16 protein-coding genes and 1 pseudogene are annotated in these 16,649 nt (G+C 69.3%); 7 read left to right on the forward strand and 10 right to left on the reverse strand.

Features of this window, described 5'->3' with window-relative positions:
• Positions 1 to 60 precede the first annotated feature (60 nt).
• The gene (locus ACZ7IB_RS33900; RefSeq protein ID WP_470917919.1) at positions 61 to 1,227 is read left to right on the forward strand and encodes an AI-2E family transporter; all 1,167 of its coding nucleotides are present in this window, start codon (positions 61 to 63) and stop codon (positions 1,225 to 1,227) included.
• A gap of 24 nt (positions 1,228 to 1,251) precedes the next feature.
• On the opposite strand, the pseudogene ACZ7IB_RS33905 reads toward ACZ7IB_RS33900, so the two are convergent.
• Positions 1,252 to 1,888 (reverse strand): annotated as a pseudogene (locus tag ACZ7IB_RS33905) (hypothetical protein).
• A gap of 290 nt (positions 1,889 to 2,178) precedes the next feature.
• Here ACZ7IB_RS33905 and recA point away from each other — a divergent pair.
• Both recA and recX read left to right on the forward strand, forming a co-directional pair.
• The gene (gene recA / locus ACZ7IB_RS33910; RefSeq protein ID WP_470917843.1) at positions 2,179 to 3,306 is read left to right on the forward strand and encodes a recombinase RecA; all 1,128 of its coding nucleotides are present in this window, start codon (positions 2,179 to 2,181) and stop codon (positions 3,304 to 3,306) included.
• Positions 3,307 to 3,309: 3 nt separating this feature from the next.
• Positions 3,310 to 4,035, forward strand: a complete 726-nt coding sequence (gene recX / locus ACZ7IB_RS33915; RefSeq protein WP_470917845.1) for a recombination regulator RecX — start codon at positions 3,310 to 3,312, stop codon at positions 4,033 to 4,035.
• Between the two features lie 33 nt (positions 4,036 to 4,068).
• On the opposite strand, the gene ACZ7IB_RS33920 is transcribed toward recX, so the two are convergent.
• Entirely contained in the window at positions 4,069 to 4,707 is a 639-nt protein-coding gene (locus ACZ7IB_RS33920) for a DUF6197 family protein (protein WP_470917847.1), read from the reverse strand.
• 204 nt (positions 4,708 to 4,911) lie between these two features.
• On the opposite strand from ACZ7IB_RS33920, the gene ACZ7IB_RS33925 reads away from it, so the two are divergent.
• Both ACZ7IB_RS33925 and ACZ7IB_RS33930 read left to right on the forward strand, forming a co-directional pair.
• Positions 4,912 to 5,193, forward strand: a complete 282-nt coding sequence (locus ACZ7IB_RS33925; RefSeq protein WP_470917848.1) for a hypothetical protein — start codon at positions 4,912 to 4,914, stop codon at positions 5,191 to 5,193.
• The gene (locus ACZ7IB_RS33930; RefSeq protein ID WP_470917850.1) at positions 5,190 to 7,742 is read left to right on the forward strand and encodes an FtsX-like permease family protein; all 2,553 of its coding nucleotides are present in this window, start codon (positions 5,190 to 5,192) and stop codon (positions 7,740 to 7,742) included. Before ACZ7IB_RS33925 ends, ACZ7IB_RS33930 begins: the two co-directional genes overlap by 4 nt.
• A 119-nt stretch (positions 7,743 to 7,861) precedes the next feature.
• Here ACZ7IB_RS33930 and ACZ7IB_RS33935 read toward each other — a convergent pair whose 3' ends face one another.
• The 8 genes from ACZ7IB_RS33935 to ACZ7IB_RS33970 form a co-directional block, all read right to left on the reverse strand.
• Positions 7,862 to 8,269, reverse strand: coding sequence for a rhodanese-like domain-containing protein (locus ACZ7IB_RS33935; RefSeq protein WP_470917852.1), 408 nt, complete (start codon positions 8,267 to 8,269; stop codon positions 7,862 to 7,864).
• Positions 8,266 to 8,787 (reverse strand): cupin domain-containing protein, encoded by a 522-nt coding sequence (locus tag ACZ7IB_RS33940; RefSeq protein WP_470917854.1) that lies wholly within the window; start codon positions 8,785 to 8,787, stop codon positions 8,266 to 8,268. The genes ACZ7IB_RS33935 and ACZ7IB_RS33940 overlap by 4 nt, the downstream gene beginning before the upstream one ends.
• Before the next feature lie 103 nt (positions 8,788 to 8,890).
• The gene (locus tag ACZ7IB_RS33945) at positions 8,891 to 8,977 is read right to left on the reverse strand and encodes a putative leader peptide (protein ID WP_470917921.1); all 87 of its coding nucleotides are present in this window, start codon (positions 8,975 to 8,977) and stop codon (positions 8,891 to 8,893) included.
• A gap of 32 nt (positions 8,978 to 9,009) precedes the next feature.
• Entirely contained in the window at positions 9,010 to 10,623 is a 1,614-nt protein-coding gene (locus ACZ7IB_RS33950; protein WP_470917855.1) for an FAD-dependent monooxygenase, read from the reverse strand.
• A gap of 221 nt (positions 10,624 to 10,844) precedes the next feature.
• On the reverse strand, positions 10,845 to 11,744 hold the full coding sequence (locus tag ACZ7IB_RS33955; RefSeq protein WP_470917857.1) for an amino acid ABC transporter permease: 900 nt from the start codon (positions 11,742 to 11,744) through the stop codon (positions 10,845 to 10,847).
• On the reverse strand, positions 11,741 to 12,406 hold the full coding sequence (locus ACZ7IB_RS33960) for an amino acid ABC transporter permease (protein ID WP_072488401.1): 666 nt from the start codon (positions 12,404 to 12,406) through the stop codon (positions 11,741 to 11,743). The genes ACZ7IB_RS33955 and ACZ7IB_RS33960 overlap by 4 nt, the downstream gene beginning before the upstream one ends.
• Positions 12,407 to 12,481: 75 nt before the next feature.
• On the reverse strand, positions 12,482 to 13,318 hold the full coding sequence (locus tag ACZ7IB_RS33965; RefSeq protein WP_470917859.1) for a glutamate ABC transporter substrate-binding protein: 837 nt from the start codon (positions 13,316 to 13,318) through the stop codon (positions 12,482 to 12,484).
• Between the two features lie 69 nt (positions 13,319 to 13,387).
• On the reverse strand, positions 13,388 to 14,173 hold the full coding sequence (locus ACZ7IB_RS33970) for an amino acid ABC transporter ATP-binding protein (protein WP_384760786.1): 786 nt from the start codon (positions 14,171 to 14,173) through the stop codon (positions 13,388 to 13,390).
• A 353-nt stretch (positions 14,174 to 14,526) separates the two neighbouring features.
• Here ACZ7IB_RS33970 and ACZ7IB_RS33975 point away from each other — a divergent pair, with 353 nt between their 5' ends.
• Together ACZ7IB_RS33975 and ACZ7IB_RS33980 are read left to right on the forward strand one after the other, a co-directional pair.
• The gene (locus tag ACZ7IB_RS33975; protein WP_382907212.1) at positions 14,527 to 15,219 is read left to right on the forward strand and encodes a response regulator transcription factor; all 693 of its coding nucleotides are present in this window, start codon (positions 14,527 to 14,529) and stop codon (positions 15,217 to 15,219) included.
• Between the two features lie 15 nt (positions 15,220 to 15,234).
• Complete coding sequence (locus ACZ7IB_RS33980) at positions 15,235 to 16,629, forward strand: sensor histidine kinase (RefSeq protein ID WP_470917861.1); 1,395 nt, start codon at positions 15,235 to 15,237, stop codon at positions 16,627 to 16,629.
• Positions 16,630 to 16,649 lie beyond the last annotated feature (20 nt).

Consider the following 16,649-nt stretch of genomic DNA (forward strand, 5'->3'; position numbering starts at 1 on the left):
CAGACGCCTCTCACCCAGCCCGCCCCGCCGGTCCCGCCGACCGGCTACGGGTCGGCCCGTATGCCCGCGTGGCTGCCGCGTGCCATGGTGCTCGCCCTGGCGCTCTACGCCTGTTTCCAGCTCGGCAGCTGGGCATTCGACCAGCTCATCGGGCTGCTGATCAATGTGCTGATCGCGTTCTTCCTGGCGCTCGCCATCGAGCCCGCGGTGAGCCGGATGTCGTCGCGCGGCATGCGTCGCGGCCTTGCCACCTTCCTGGTCTTCCTCGTCGTGCTGATAGCCGCAGCCGGTTTCGTCGTGCTGCTCGGCTCGATGCTCGCGGGCCAGATCGTCGACATGGTCGAGGAGTTCCCGAAGTATCTGGACTCGGTGATCAACTGGGTCAACCAGAGCTTCCACACCGAGCTCTCCCGGGTCGAGATCCAGGACAGCGTGCTGCACTCCGACTGGCTGCAGAAGTACGTCCAGAACAGCGCGACCGGAGTGCTCGACATCTCCACCACCGTGCTCGGCGGGCTGTTCCGTCTTCTGACGATCTTCCTGTTCTCGTTCTACTTCGCCGCCGACGGCCCCAGACTGCGGCGCGCGCTGTGCTCCGTACTGCCACCCGCCAAGCAGGCCGAGGTCCTGCGGGCCTGGGAGATCGCGGTCGACAAGACCGGCGGCTACCTCTACTCGCGCGGCCTGATGGCACTCTTCTCCGGGATCGCGCACTACATCCTGCTGGTGATCCTCGGTGTTCCGTACGCGCCCGCGCTCGCCATCTGGGTCGGGCTGGTCTCCCAGTTCATCCCGACGATCGGTACGTATCTGGCGGGCGCCCTGCCCATGCTGATCGCGTTCACCGTCGACCCCTGGTACGCGCTGTGGGTGCTCGGATTCGTCGTGGTCTATCAACAGTTCGAGAACTATGCGCTGCAGCCCAAGCTCACCTCCAGGACCGTCGACATCCATCCGGCGGTCGCCTTCGGATCGGTCATCGTGGGCACGGCGTTGATGGGTGCCGTGGGTGCGTTGATCGCGATCCCGGCCGTCGCCACGCTTCAGGCGTTCCTCGGCGCCTATGTGAAGCGGTACGACGTGACAGACGATCTGCGGGTGCACGGCCGCCACCAGCAACGTGGTGAGCCGGTACTCACGCGGCTGCGCCGGTCCTGGCGGACTGCCGGGAGCAATGAGGGCCGGGGCGGACAGGACGGGGCCGGGGAGCATCCGGAACGTGCCTGACCGGCTCGGTGGTGGGGGCTCGTCTCAGCGATAGCCCGTTACGTCGGCTGGCCGACCGGCCGGCCGGCCCGGGCCCTGGACCTCGGTGACATATCTCCAGGCATCGGGCCGACTGCCGTCGAGGTCGGCTGAGCCGTAGACCTTCTCCGACTGCCCGCTGGACAGCGACATGCCGTTCCAGCGCGACACCCGGGGGTCCTGCGCGAGCGCGGCCACCGCCGGGACGCCGGGCTCTCGGAGATGGCGAAATGGGGCGAGTGTGCGATCGCGTCACGCCAGTTCGCCTGGCATGGGTGTCCACGGCCGGGCGCAGGGTGTGCGGCCCGGTTTCCAGGGAGGATTCCCAGACCGACTTGTTCCACTCGATCTCCGCTCCCCAGATGTCGTTCACGAGAGCATGCCGACAGCCCGGTTCTCTCCGGATGCGGGCTACGTGCGCGCCGGCCTCCTCGGGCATCAGATGGTCCACCCGAACCGGGATTCCGTGGCAGCCGGCCTCGTCCACGAGAGCCGCTGTCTCCTCGACGGTCTCGGGGCGGTTCATCTCCGAGCGCTGCGACCCGCTCGTCCGCCCCGTGACGTAGACGGTCGCTCCGGTCGCACCCAGCTGAACAGCGATGCCGCGGCCCGAACCCCGCGTCGCCCCGGCCACCAGAGCCACTTTGCCTGTTGGTTCTGTCCCTATTTGGTCGGATTCAGTGTGGTGTCGCTCGCTGATCTTGACTCCCTCGGGGGCGGAGTGCTAGGGCGCTACGCTGGGGGCAGTTCGGTCCGACGCGGTGTGCTTGACATCAAAATCGAACATCCATTCTCATGGGATTCCGGCCGGGTTTTCCCGGGCCCGACCGTGGAGTTGTCCACAGGCCGGGAGGACGTCGAGGCCCATTGTCAGTGGCAGGGGTTAGCGTCTTTGACGTGAAGCGATCGACTCAAGCAAATCGGGTGGAACCCATGGCAGGAACCGACCGCGAGAAGGCGCTGGACGCCGCACTCGCACAGATTGAACGGCAATTCGGCAAGGGCGCGGTGATGCGCCTCGGCGAGCGGCCGAACGAGCCCATCGAGGTGATCCCCACCGGGTCGACTGCCCTCGACGTGGCCCTCGGCGTCGGCGGCCTGCCGCGCGGCCGTGTGGTGGAGGTGTACGGACCGGAGTCCTCCGGTAAGACGACGCTGACGCTGCACGCGGTGGCGAATGCGCAGAAGCTCGGCGGCTCGGTGGCCTTCATCGACGCGGAGCACGCCCTCGACCCCGAGTACGCGAAGAAGCTCGGCGTCGACATCGACAGCCTCATCCTGTCCCAGCCGGACAACGGTGAGCAGGCCCTCGAAATCGTGGACATGCTGGTACGCTCCGGCGCCCTCGACCTGATCGTCATCGACTCCGTCGCGGCGCTCGTGCCGCGTGCGGAGATCGAGGGCGAGATGGGCGACTCGCACGTGGGTCTGCAGGCCCGCCTGATGAGCCAGGCACTCCGCAAGATCACCAGCGCGCTCAACCAGTCCAAGACCACCGCGATCTTCATCAACCAGCTCCGCGAGAAGATCGGTGTGATGTTCGGCTCGCCGGAGACCACGACCGGTGGCCGGGCGCTCAAGTTCTACGCCTCGGTGCGCCTCGACATCCGCCGGATCGAGACGCTGAAGGACGGCACCGACGCCGTCGGCAACCGCACCCGCGTCAAGGTCGTGAAGAACAAGGTCGCGCCGCCCTTCAAGCAGGCCGAGTTCGACATCCTCTACGGCCAGGGCATCAGCCGCGAGGGCGGTCTGATCGACATGGGTGTGGAGCACGGCTTCGTCCGAAAGGCGGGCGCCTGGTACACGTACGAGGGCGACCAGCTCGGCCAGGGCAAGGAGAACGCCCGTAACTTCCTCAAGGACAACCCCGATCTCGCCAATGAGATCGAGAAGAAGATCCTTGAGAAGCTGGGCGTCGGCGTCAGGCCTGATGCCGACGCCGCCGAGCCCGGTGCGGATGCGGCGGGCGGCGCCGCCGCTTCGGCCGACAGCGCGAAGTCGGTGCCCGCTCCGGCCGGCAAGGCCAAGCCGGCCAAGACCGCGGCGGCCAAGAGCTAGACCGTGACGCGTCGTACGGAGTGGCCGGTCAGCGCCACTGACCATGGCGCCGGTCCCGGCCCCGAATTCGCCGCCGGACACACGGCCGAGTCCGAGGGCGCGTACGAGCCGGAGGCCGGCCACGGCGCCGGCTCGGGCGCCGGATTCGGTGAGGGGGCGGGCCGTGGTGCCCGCTCCCGCTCCAGGAGCAGCGGCTCCCCTTCCTCGTCGAGGGCCGAGAAGGGGGAGCCGCGAGACCCGGTCGAGCAGGCGCGCAACATCTGTCTGCGACTGCTCACCGGGACCCCGCGCACCCGAAAGCAGCTTGCGGATGCCCTGCGCAAGCGGGAGATCCCGGACGAGGCGGCCGAAGAAGTGCTGTCGCGCTTCGAGGATGTCGGGCTGATCGACGATGCCGCGTTCGCGGACGCCTGGGTGGAGTCCCGGCACCACGGCCGAGGGCTGGCCCGCCGCGCACTCGTCCGTGAGCTGCGCACCAAGGGGGTGGATTCCGCCGTGATCGACGAGGCCGTCGGGCAGCTCGACTCCGAGCAGGAGGAGGCGACCGCCCGAGAGCTGGTCGCGCGCAAGCTGCGTTCCACTCGCGGCCTGGACCGCGACAAGCGGCTGCGCCGCCTTGCGGGCATGCTCGCTCGCAAGGGATACGGGGAAGGCATGGCCCTGCGCGTGGTGCGGCAGGCGCTGGAAGACGAGGGCGAGGACACGGAAGGCCTGGACGAGCCCTACTGACCGGGCCCGTACTGGGCAGGGCGGTTGTGGTGATTACTGCCCTGCGCGAGCGGCGCGGCTGATGGTGGCGTCGATCAGGGCGAGCGCATCTGCGGCGGTGCGGCCGGGGCGCCGGTTCCAGGGTCCGATCAGCCCGGTCCAGCCCTGGGAGCGGAGCTCGGCGACGAGCCAGGCGCCGGCCCGGTCCACGGTGTCGCGGGAGCCGTAGCCCAGGCGGTGCGCGGTGAGGAGGGCGCCGCAGATGCACCGCGCGCCGCGGGCGTTGCGCAACCGGTACGGGGTGTTCTGCCAGCCCCACTCGGTCAGGATCTGTCGTGCGCAGGCGAGATGGGTGGAGGGACGCACCTCGGGCTGTCCGATGCGCCGCCAGGAGTGGAGCCGGTCGGGGAGGATCGCACCCAGGCGCCCGGGAAGGGGCCGTTCGCGCGGCGCGGTCGCCGGCAAGGCACGGACGGAGTCGGCAATGAGCTGGTCGACCGGTACGGACAGCAGGTCACGCCAGTCGGCCGGGTGGCTGACCGGCAGTTGTTCCGAGGTGCCGGGGGAGGAGGGGAGTACGGGCTCGGGGGTGGTGAGGTCCCAGCCGGAGAGGATCTGTTGCCACGCCTCGGTGTCATGGAGGCGAGCGGCCTGAACGTCGAGCTGGTCGGGGGTGAGGGTGGGGGTCGGCATGGGTGCGAGGTCTCCGTCACGTCGGTCCTTGGCGTTGAGGTGAATGTCTGTCGGGTACGGGGATTGCTCCACCGGAGCGTGGCGTTCGGGTGTGTCGGGGCGGATACGGGGGATTGGCGAACGGCGTGCGGGGGGTAGCCCCAGCACGAAGACGCAGGCGCGCTCCAGTGCACGGACATCTGTGCACAGAGCACTGTGTGACGCATGGCAGAGAAGCCACCCATGGCAGTCGTGCACGACACAGACGCTGGGCACGCCACCAGCTACCACCCGCGTGCACTGGCCCTGCGCGCCGACCTCGTCCTCTTCGAGCAGCTCCAACGCGGAAGCGACCCGGCCCCGGACCCGGCCGTGGCCCCGGACCCGACCGGGATCCCGGACCCGACCGGGATCCCGGACCCGACCGGGATCCCGGACCCGACCGGGATCCCGGACCCGGCCGTGACCCCGGCGGACAACAACAGAAAAGAGACGGACGCATCATGATGCTGCGCTATGCCCTGCAGACGATCAGGGACCGTAAGGGCGGATTCCTCGGCGCCTTCCTGGCCCTCATGTGTGCCGCCGCCCTCATCACCGCCTGCGGCACGCTGTTGGAGACGGGCCTGCGCGGAAGGATCGTCACCGAACGCTATGCCGCCGCGCCGCTCGTGGTCTCCGCCGACCAGAACGTCCACCGCACCACCGTCAAGCACAAGGGCAACGGAAAAGCCAAGGTCAAACACAAGTCGAAGCCGGTCGCCGAGCGCGCCTGGCTGTCCACGGCCGTCGCTGACCGGATCAGCAACCTGGAAGGCGTACGGAAGGTCGTTCCCGAGCTGACCTTCCTGGCCCAGCCCGTGACTCGGTCCGCGCCCCAGTTCGCCGCCCACCCCTCGTACGGCCACTCCTGGGACTCCGCCCCACTCACCCCCTTCGCTCTCGTCTCAGGCCGCGCCCCCGCCTCCGAGGACGACGTGGTGATCGACCGCGGCCTCGCCGAGCAGAAGGGCCTGAAGCCCGGTGACCGGATCGTCGTCCAGTCCACCAGCGCCCCCCGCCCGTACCGCATCAGTGGCATTGCGGCCCCGGCCGGCCGGGGCGATCTCCGGCAGCAGTCCTCGCTCTTCTTCTCCACCGCCGAGGCCGAGCGACTTGCCGCCCGCCCCGGCCGGATCAGCGCCCTCGGCGTGATGCCCGCGCCCGGTACCGACCTCAACCGGCTGAAGCAGCAGGTCGAACAGGCGCTCAAGGGCACCACCGCGCAGGTCGCCACCGGTGACGACCGCGGGCCCGTCGAGTTCCTGGACGCCGCGGGAGCCCGTATCAAGCTGGTCTCCATGGGCGGCGCCATGGGGGGTACGTCCCTCCTGGTCGCGATCCTCGTCGTGGTCGGCACCTTCGCGCTCTCCATCCAGCAGCGCCACCGCGAACTGGCCCTGCTCCGCGCCATCGCTGCCACCCCGCGTCAGGTCCGCCGCCTCCTCGGCCGTGAGGCCCTGGCCGTCGGAGCCGTTTCCGGTGCCCTGGGCGCACTTGCCGGACTGCCCCTCGCCGACTGGCTGCACAGTCGATTCATCGACATGGGCGTGATCCCGGCGACCCTGGAACGCACCGCAGGCGTTTTCCCGGCCTGCGCAGCCCTGGCCGTCACTCTCCTCGGCGCCTGGGCGGCGGCGAGGATCTCCGGCCGCCGCATCGCCCGTATCCGTCCCGCCGAGGCCATGGCCGAGTCCACGGTCGAGCGCGGCCCGGCCCGCGGCCGGATCGTCGCGGGTCTCGTGCTGCTCGCGGGCGGCGCCGCTCTCGTCGCCGTACTGAGCGTCCTGCGTACCGAGGCCGCCGCGACCCCTGTCACGTTCCTGGCCGTCGTCGTGTCGGCCACGGCCGTGTCACTGCTGGGGCCGTTCCTCGTGCGACTGGCTTCTGTACTGCTTGCGGGACCACTTCGACTGGCAGGTTCCGGCGGACCGCTCGCGACCGCGAACATCCGCGGGAACTCCACCCGGATGGCCTCCGTCGTCACCCCGCTCACCCTGCTCATCGGGATGACCTGCACGGTTCTCTTCGTTCAGCCGACGCTCGGCGACGCCGCCCGCGCCCAGGCCCACGACGGCGTCCGCGCCACCTGGGTACTGGCCGCGCAGGGGCCAGGTGTCCCGTCCGCGGCCGCCGAGACCATCCGTAGGACGCCGGGTGTCACGGCCGCCACCGAGGTCGTACGGACCACCGTGCGCGTCGGCCTCGACAAGTACCCGGCCCAGGGCGTCACCCAGGCCGGACTCGCCCGCACCTGGGATCCTGACGTGACGAGCGGATCGCTCACCGAGTTCATCTCCGGCCCCGGCACCGTCGCGATCAGTGAGCTCGCTGCCGACCGGCTCGGCCTTCACCCCGGCAGCAAGTTGAAACTCCACCTCGGCGACGGCACCCCCGCCACCCTCACCGTTGCCGCCGTCTACAGCCGGGGCCTGGGCTTCGGCGACCTGACCCTGCCCCACGAGCTGCTCGCCCGCCACATGGACAACCCCCTTGCCGCCACCGTCCTGGTCGCCGGGAACAGCGACCGCGACGAACTCGCCGCCGCACTCGAGCAGTTCCCCGGTGTCTCCGTACTCGCCCCCGCGACCGCCGACCGGCTCCAGGCGGACCGACAGCAGGAGAATGCGGCGGTCAACCATCTCGCCATGGGCCTGGTCCTGGCGTTCACCGCCATCGCGGTCGTCAACACCCTTGCCATGTCCGTGTCCGAACGCATCAGGGAGTTCGCCATGCTCAGGCTGGCCGGCGCGACCCGGCGTCAGGTCCTGCGGATGCTCCGCATCGAGGCCCTGTCGGTCCTGCTGATCGCCGCTGCCCTCGGCAGCGGTATCGCACTGGCTGTACTGACCGCCTTCAGCATCGGCATGACCGGTAGTGCGGCGCCCGCGGTTCTGCCGCTGGTGTTCGCGACGGTGGTGGGCGCCGCCGCACTGCTGGCACTGACCGCCACGGCGCTGCCCGGGCGACTGGCACTCAGGGTCCGCCCGGTGGAGGTGGCCACGTCCAGGCAGTGAACCTCCGACGGGATCAGGCGTCGGCGTCCTGCGGCTGGGACGCCCCGCCCGACTCCACCCGCCCCGACGCCGTCCTCCAGCTCGACACTCCCGCCCCTGCTCCGTCCCAGCGCCGTCCGTCAGGCCTCGACCGGAAGCCCCGCCGCGCGCCACGCCTGGAATCCGCCGATGAGATCGGTCGCCCGATGCAGCCCCAGCTGCCGCAGGGACGCGACGGCGAGACTCGACGCATAGCCCTCGTTGCAGAGCACCACGATGTGGAGATCGTGACTCACCGCCTCCGGGGCCCGATGGCTTCCCTGCGGGTCGAGCCGCCACTCCAACTCGTTGCGCTCGACGACCAGCGCCCCCGGAATCAGTCCGTCCCGTTCCCGCAGCTCCGCATAGCGGATGTCCACGAGCAGCGCACCGTCCGCAGCGGCCGCGACCGCCTCCTGCGGGCCGACCCGGACGAACCCGGCCCGGACCCGTTCCAGCAGTTCGTCGATACCGACCGGCTCCGTACCACCCCGACGACTGTCGCTCACTGCCAGTTCTCCGGCCGTTCGACCTGCTCGAGACGGAGCACCGCACCGGTACGGCTGTAGCGCCGGATCTGCGGCAGTGGTGGGTAGTACGCATGGACGGAGACGGCGTGCTCCGTGCCGGACTCGTTCAGCACCTCGTGGACGTGGTGGCGGCCGAATGCCCTGCCCTGGCCGGGGGCCAACTGCCGGGAACGGTCGATGCCCTCGGTGAGTTCGAGGGTCTTCCAGCCGTCGGTGGGCAGCCGGGCGGCGAGCGACAGTTCCTTGAGGCTACCGACTGCGGTGGTGAAGGCGCCGATCGAGTCGGCGTGGTCGTGCCAGCCGGTGCCGGTACCCGGCGGCCAGCCGATCAGCCACGCCTCACTGCCGCCCGGTCCTTCCAGCTGGACCCATGTGCGGCCCTCGGGATCGAGGGGGAGCGAGGCGACGATCTCGGCGTCGGCGGCGACCCCGCGGACGAAATCGAGCAGCTCTGCGGCCGTCGGACCGGTAGCACCGTCGGCGGTGGAGGAGCACATGCGTACAGAGTGTGACGAAGGGGCAGACACAGAGACCGTCCTGAGGGTTCGCGCGGATGCACAGCCGCACGACAGAGCGCACGGCGCGGCAGGAGGAGGCGATTCAGCAGGACGGGCGACACATACAGCCCGCATAGCGGACGAGGTCCATATGGACCCTCCGCCACAGGCGCACATCGGTGTCGATCACGTTCCGGAGTACACCATGTGCGCCTGCGATGGTCAATTGATGTCCGCTGTCCGGTCGGAGCGTGCTGAGGTGTGTGCCGCGCCGCCGCGCATCGCGTCCGCCGCTGCGAAGAGCTCCGGGGGCCGTACCCCGTCGAACGACGCCACCAGGTGACCGTCCGGCCTGATCAGCAGCACGGTGTGCGCCGACGCCCCTGGATAGCTCTCGGTCACCAGCAGCTCGCCCTTCACCGGCAGCGCGTCGACAGCCGCGACGAGGCGGGGCATGACGCCCGCGGACATCCAGTGCCGTCGGTCCCACACCCCGGTTCCGGGCGCCACCAGGACCACCAGCAGATGACCCTGCCCCAGCCGCTCGCGCAGCCGCACGGTCGTGCCGTCGGGTGCCGTCACCCGTACATCGGTGACCGGCGCACCGGGGGGCGTACCCACAGATGTGTGCGCCTCGGCGCGTGCGGGCGCAAGGGGCGAGTGCGAGTACGAGGGGGGCGCACCGAGGGGGCCACACCCCAGATGTCCGTCGGTGAGCAGTGAATCGTGCCCCCGTGCGCTCCCCGGTACCAAGGTCCGCAGACCTCCGCCGCCGCGCAGTATCGGCAGCGACTGGTCCGCGGCGCGCAGCCGTGCGGCGACCGCGGCCCGGCGCTCCGCCTGGTAGCTGTCGAGCAGTACGTCGGAGGCGCCGTGGTGCCAGGCCTGGGCCAGCTTCCAGGCCAGGTTCTCGGCGTCCCGCAGCCCCTCGTCGAGCCCCTGGGTGCCCAGCGCGCCCAGCAGATGGGCGGCATCCCCGGCCAGGAAGGCCCGGTCGACCCGCCAGCGCAGGGCGAGCCGGTGGTGCAGCGTGTATACGCCCGTGTCCAGCAGTTCGTACGGCGGTGTCTCGCCGCACCAGCCCGCCAGGGTGTCCCGGACCCGGGTGATCAGGGCGTCCGGGGTGACGAGCTCGCCACGCGGCGGAAGCAGCCAGTCCAGCCGCCAGGCGCCGTCCGGCAGCGGCCGCGCGGTCACCTCGGCGCCGCCGGTGCGCCACGGCGGCAGCCGGTGCAGCACGGCCTGCCCGGGCCAGGGCAGCTCGGTGCGCAGCGCCGCGACGGCATGCCGCTCCACCGCCGTACGCCCGGGGAACCGGATGTCGAGCAGCTTGCGCACGGTGGACCTGGCGCCGTCGCAGCCCACCAGGTAACTCCCGCGCCACCAGGTCGCGTTCGGCTCCCTGGTGTGCACGGTGACGCCGGTGGCGTCCTGCTCCAGGGTGCCGATCCGGCTGTACGGGGCCACCCGCACCAGCTCCTGCGCGACCACCGCGTCCCGCAGCCCGCGCGCCAGTACATGCTGGGGCAGATGGATGGGGGCCGGCAACGGATCACCCTCGGAGGAGTCCTCGCCGAGCGGCAGCTCACGCACCAACTGCCTGCGCCGCATCGACCGCCACCCGGACCACCGCACCCCCTCGTGCCGGAGCGCCTTGCAGCCCAGCCGCTCCACCAGGGCCGCGGTGTCCTCGCGCAGCACCACGGTGCGGGCGGGGCGTGTCTCGTCCTTGCCCGGGTCCTCGTCGAGCAGGACGGAGGGAACGCCTTGCGCCGCGAGGGCGAGCGACAGCGCCAGGCCGACCGGCCCGGCACCGACGACGATCACCGGGTCCACGGCGCGACTCCTGGGATCCGTTCAAACGACGCGGACGCGAGAAGCGAGCGGCTCGAAAGGTGGATGGAGGGTTGAGGAGGCGTGGCGACGGAGAGGACAGGGGGCGCGATCACAGAACGTATGCAACCTACTGGCGGTGCTTGCGTCAAGCGACACCAAAGAGCGGTGAGGGGCGGTGGCTCATCTGCCACCGCCCCTCGTGAACGCATTTCGACGAGCCGTCAGGCGGCGTGTCCGTCATCGGTGATGAGCGCCGGAGTGCCGATGGTCTCCGGTGCGCCCCCGGGCGCGGTGCCCTTCACCTTCTTCTTGCGCCGGAGCCACCGCTCCAGCCGGTTCGCGCACGTGGTGAGCGCGAAGTTCAGCGCGAGGTAGATCAGGGCAATGATCGTGAAACACGCGATGGTGTTGGCGCCGTAGTTCGCGCTCATCGGGCGGATCGAGGCCAGCAGCTCGGGGAAGGTCATCATGGCGCCGCCGAGCGCGGTGTCCTTCACGATGACGACGAGCTGGCTGACGATCGCCGGCAGCATGGCCGTCACCGCCTGCGGCAGCAGCACGGACAGCATGATCTGGCTCTTGCGCATGCCGAGCGCCTTGGCCGCCTCCGCCTGGCCCTTCGGCAGGGTCTCGATTCCGGCCCGCACGATCTCGGCGAGGACCGAGAAGTTGTACAGCACCAGTCCGGTCACCACGGCGTACAGCGGACGCGTCTCGGTGTCGATGGCGGTGTACTCCGCGTACACCGCGTTCGCGGTGATCATCAGGATCAGTACCGGGACGGCGCGGAAGAGCTCCACGACGAAGCCGGCCGGCATCCGTACCCAGCGGTGGTCCGAGAGCCTGCCGATGCCGAACAGGGCGCCCAGCGGCAGCGCGATGAGCAGAGCGAAGAACGCCGCCTTGAGCGTGTTCTGGAGGCCCGGCCAGATGTACGTCTCCCACGGCTGGGAGCTGGTGAAGAAGGGCTTCCACTTGATCCAGTCGAGCTGGTGCTTCTCGGCCAGGCCGTCGTAGACCCACCACACCACGGCCGCGGCGCCCAGGACGAACAGCACCGTGTAGAGGATGTTGCGCTGCTTGGCGCGGGGCCCCTGGGCGTCGTAGAGGACGGAACTCATCGCTTCACCGCCACCTTCTTGCTCACCCAGCCGAGGATCAGGCCGGTCGGGAGGGTCAGGACGACGAAGCCGAACGCGAAGACCAGCGCGATCAGGATCAGCTGGGCCTCGGCCTCGATCATGTCCTTCATCAGGTAGGAGGCCTCGACGACGCCGATCGCGGAGGCGATCGTGGTGTTCTTCGTCAGTGCGATCAGCACGTTGGACAACGGGTTGACCACCGCGCGGAACGCCTGAGGAAGGATGATCAGCCGCAGTACCTGCGTGAAGCTCAGCCCGAGTGCGCGCGCCGCCTCGGCCTGGCCGACCGGCACTGTGTTGATGCCGGAGCGCAGCGCCTCGCAGACGAAGGCGGCCGTGTAGGCGACCAGGGCGAGCACGGCCAGCCGGAAGTTGATGTCTTCGATGACATCGGCGCCGAGCGAGATGGTCAGCGTCTGGTTCAGACCCAGCGACGAGAACACGATGATCACGGTCAGCGGAATGTTCCGGACCACGTTCACGTACGCGGTGGCGAAGCCGCGCATCAGGGGGACCGGGCTGACCTTCATTCCGGCCAGCAGCGTTCCCCATATAAGGGAGCCGAGGGCGGAGTAGACGGCGAGCTGCACCGTCACCCAGAAGGCCCCCAGCAGGTCGTAACCTTCAAGAAAGTCGAACACGATCTCCCGCGCTTCCGCGTGTAGGAGGGCACGGCGCGCCGCCGTTCACGGACGGCGCGCCCGGTCAGCCCTGCTTCACTTGACGATGTTGCCGATCTTCGGGGCGGGCTCGTTCTTGTAGTTCGCCGGGCCGAAGTTGTCCTTCACTGCCTTGTCCCAGGAACCGTCCGAGACCATCTTGGTGAGCGCGGCGTCGACCTTCTTCTTGAGGTCTGCGTCGCCCTTCTTCAGGCCGATGCCGTAGTTCTCGTTGGTCATCTTGAAGCCGGCCAGCTTGAACTTGCCCTGGAAGTTCTGCTGCGAGGCGAAGCCCGCCAGGATGCTGTCATCGGTGGTCAGCGCGTCGATGGCCTTGTTCTCCAGGCCGGTCAGGCACTCCGAGTAGCCGCCGTACGTCTGGAGCTGCGCCTTCGGCGCCAGCTTGTCCTTGACGTTCTTCGCCGAGGTCGAGCCGGCGACCGAACACAGCTTCTTGTTGTTCAGGTCGGCCGGGGACTTGATCGAGTCGTCGTCGGCGCGGACCAGGATGTCCTGGTGGGCCAGCAGGTACGGGCCCGCGAAGTCGACCTTCTGCAGCCGCTCGTCGTTGATCGAGTAGGAGGCGGCGATGAACTTCACGTCACCGCGCTCGATCGCCGTCTCGCGGTCGGCGCTCTTGGTCTCCTTGAAGACGATGTCCTTGGCGTCGTAGCCGAGTTCCTTGGCGACGTACGTGGCGACATCGACGTCGAAGCCGGTGTACTTGCCGTCGGGGGTCTTCAGGCCGATGCCCGGCTGGTCGATCTTGATGCCGATCGTGATCTTCTTGCCGTCGCCCGAGCCGCCGTCCTTCTTGTCGGAGCCACAGGCGGTGGCCGTGAGGGCGAGGGCGAGCACGGCGGCCGAGGCGGCGGTGACCTTACGAAGCTGCATGGTGGTTTTCCCTAGAGTTGACGCGATGTGAGTGATCAGCCGGTCCGGGGCCCGGTGGTGCAGGATCAGTCAGTGGTGAAGGATCTTCGACAGGAAGTCCTTGGCCCGGTCACTGCGCGGGTTGCTGAAGAACTGGTCGGGCGTGGCCTCTTCGACGATCTTTCCGTCCGCCATGAAGACGACGCGGTTCGCCGCCGAGCGCGCGAAGCCCATCTCGTGCGTGACGACGACCATCGTCATGCCGTCCCGGGCGAGCTGCTGCATGACCTCCAGCACCTCGTTGATCATCTCCGGGTCGAGCGCGGAGGTCGGCTCGTCGAAGAGGATCACCTTCGGGTCCATCGCCAACGCCCGTGCGATGGCCACACGTTGCTGCTGGCCGCCGGAGAGCTGGGCGGGGTACTTGTCGGCCTGCGTCGCCACGCCCACCCGGTCCAGCAGCGAACGGGCCTTGTCCTCGGCGGCCTTCTTGTCCGTCCTGCGGACCTTGATCTGGCCCAGCATCACGTTCTCGAGCACCGTCTTGTGCGCGAAGAGATTGAACGACTGGAAGACCATGCCGACATCGGCACGCAGCCTGGCCAGCTCCCTGCCCTCCGCGGGCAGCGGCTTGCCGTCGATCGAGATGGCGCCCGAGTCGATCGTCTCCAAGCGGTTGATCGTGCGGCACAGTGTGGACTTCCCGGACCCGGAGGGCCCGATGACGACCACGACCTCGCCACGGGCGATCGTCAGGTCGATGTCCTGGAGCACATGCAGCGCGCCGAAGTGCTTGTTGACGTTGCTCAGTACGACAAGGTCGTTCGCCGCGGGTGCGGCGTCCTCGGCGCCCTTGGTCACTGAAACTCCGCTCATCGGCTTCATGCTCCGTCCTCCTCGGTTGGGAAGGACCCTAGTGACGCAGTGCGACCAGCGTCATTACATCTGAGCGGAAATTGAGCATAACGATCCGGCGGCAACCGGACACTCCGCGTGAAGGGGACGGCGGGCGAGACCCCCGGGGCGTACCGGGTGGATAACAGATGGCTCGATGCAGTGGGCGGGCCCTTGACTGACGTACCGGTCATCGGAGTGGATGCCCTGGTACGCCATGACGTGAAACACCTCGGTACGGGGAAGTGACGAGAGGCGTACGAGAAACCGCACCGACACGCACCGGCTCCGCATCGACGGAAGGCCGGTATGCCGCACCTTCGGAAAGGGGGGTCATGAGACTGCTGCTGGTCGAGGACGACAACCATGTCGCCGCCGCCCTCTCCGCGATCCTCGCCCGGCACGGCTTCCAGGTCGTGCACGCGCGCAGCGGCGAGGAGGCACTGCAGGCGCTGCTGCCCGCGGACACGGAGCCCTTCGGTGTCGTGCTCCTCGACCTCGGTCTGCCCGACCAGGACGGCTACGAGGTGTGCGGGAAGATCCGCAAGCGCACCTCCACCCCGGTGATCATGGTGACCGCGCGAGCCGATGTCCGGTCGCGGATCCACGGCCTCAACCTCGGGGCGGACGACTACGTGGTCAAGCCGTACGACACCGGCGAGCTCCTCGCCCGTATCCACGCCGTCAGCAGGCGTAAATCGGTCGGCGAGGACACCGTTCCCACGCCCGTCGCCGCTCTGCGCCTCGGGCACGTCCACATCGAGCTGCCGACCCGCCGGGTCAGCGTCGACGGATCGGAAGTCCAGCTCACCCGCAAGGAGTTCGACCTGCTCGCGCTGCTCGCCCAGCGCCCCGGTGTGGTCTTCCGCCGGGAGCAGATCATCAGTGAGGTGTGGCGCACGAGCTGGGAGGGAACGGGGCGCACGCTCGAAGTGCACGTCGCGTCCCTGCGTTCCAAACTGCGGCTGCCCGCACTGATCGAGACGGTGCGCGGGGTCGGCTACCGCCTCGTCGCCCCGTCCGCGTAGAGGCGTACGTCCCAGGTGCGCACCCGGCTGCTTCCCCTGCTCATCATTCTCATGGCGAGCGTGCTGCTCGCCCTCGGCTTCCCGCTGGCCGTCAGCGTGGCCGGCGCCCAGCAGCAACGCGTCGTCATCGACCGCATCGACGACACGGCACGCTTCGCCGCGCTCGCCCAGTTCATAGCCGAGCGGACCCCCGGTTACGACGAGCGGCGCCGCACCCTGCGGAGCGAACTCGACACCTACGCATCGGTGTACGGCATCCGCGCCGGTGTCTTCTACCGCGACGACAGTGCCATGGCGAAGGCCCCGGCCACCTGGCAGCTCCCGATCGAGGGGGAGGGGAGAGAGGCCTTCAAGGAGGCGCTCCTGGGTCGTCGCAGCCACGATCCGCCGCAGGTCTGGCCCTGGCAGCGGGGCAGGGTCGTCGTCGCCTCACCCGTCGTGCGGGACGGCGATGTCGTCGCCGTCGTGGTCATCGACTCGCCCACCTCCGAAATGCGCGCACGCACGCTGCGCGGCTGGTTGCTCATCGCAGTCGGCGAAGTCGTTGCGATGCTGGTGGCGGTCGGCGCCGCGATCCGGCTCACCGGCTGGGTACTGCTGCCCGTACGGACCCTGGACGCGGCCACCCACGACATCGCCAGCGGCCGGATGAGATCCCGGGTCGCGGCCTCCGGAGGGCCGCCGGAACTGAGGCGCCTGGCCCGCTCGTTCAACGAGATGGCCGACAACGTCGAGGACGTGCTGGAGCAGCAGCGCGCCTTCGTCGCCGACGCCTCGCACCAGTTGCGCAACCCCCTTGCCGCGTTGCTGCTGCGGATCGAGCTCCTCGCGCTCGAACTCCCGGAGGGCAACGAGGAGATCGCCTCCGTGCGCACGGAGGGCAAGCGCCTCGGGCAGGTTCTCGACGACCTGCTCGACCTGGCGCTGGCCGAACACGCCGATGCCGATCTGCAGCTCACGGACATAGGCGCACTCACCACGGAACGCGTTGCTTCCTGGCGTCCGGTCGCCGAGGAGAAGGGAGTACGGCTCAGGACGGACGGCTCGTCCGCCGTGACCGCCTGGGCGGACCCCATCGCCCTGTCGAGCGCCCTCGACGCCATCATCGACAACGCCCTGAAATTCACCCCTGCCGACGAAGAGGTCCTCGTCACGGTCGCCACCGGTCGCGATGACGTCACGGTGGTCGTCGCCGACCGCGGACCGGGCCTCACCGCACAGGAGATGGAGCGCGTCGGCGACCGCTTCTGGCGCAGCGCCCAGCATCAGAACGTGAAGGGTTCCGGCCTCGGGCTTTCCATCTCCCAGGCTCTCCTGGTGGCGGGCGGCGGCTCCATCGGCTATGCCGCCCATGAGCCGCACGGGCTGCGGGTGACGGTGTCGGTACCACGCCAGGGCCCGCAGGGCTGAGAGCGGACGGGAGAAGGTCC

It is taken from the genome of Streptomyces sp. NPDC037301, assembly GCF_055602785.1.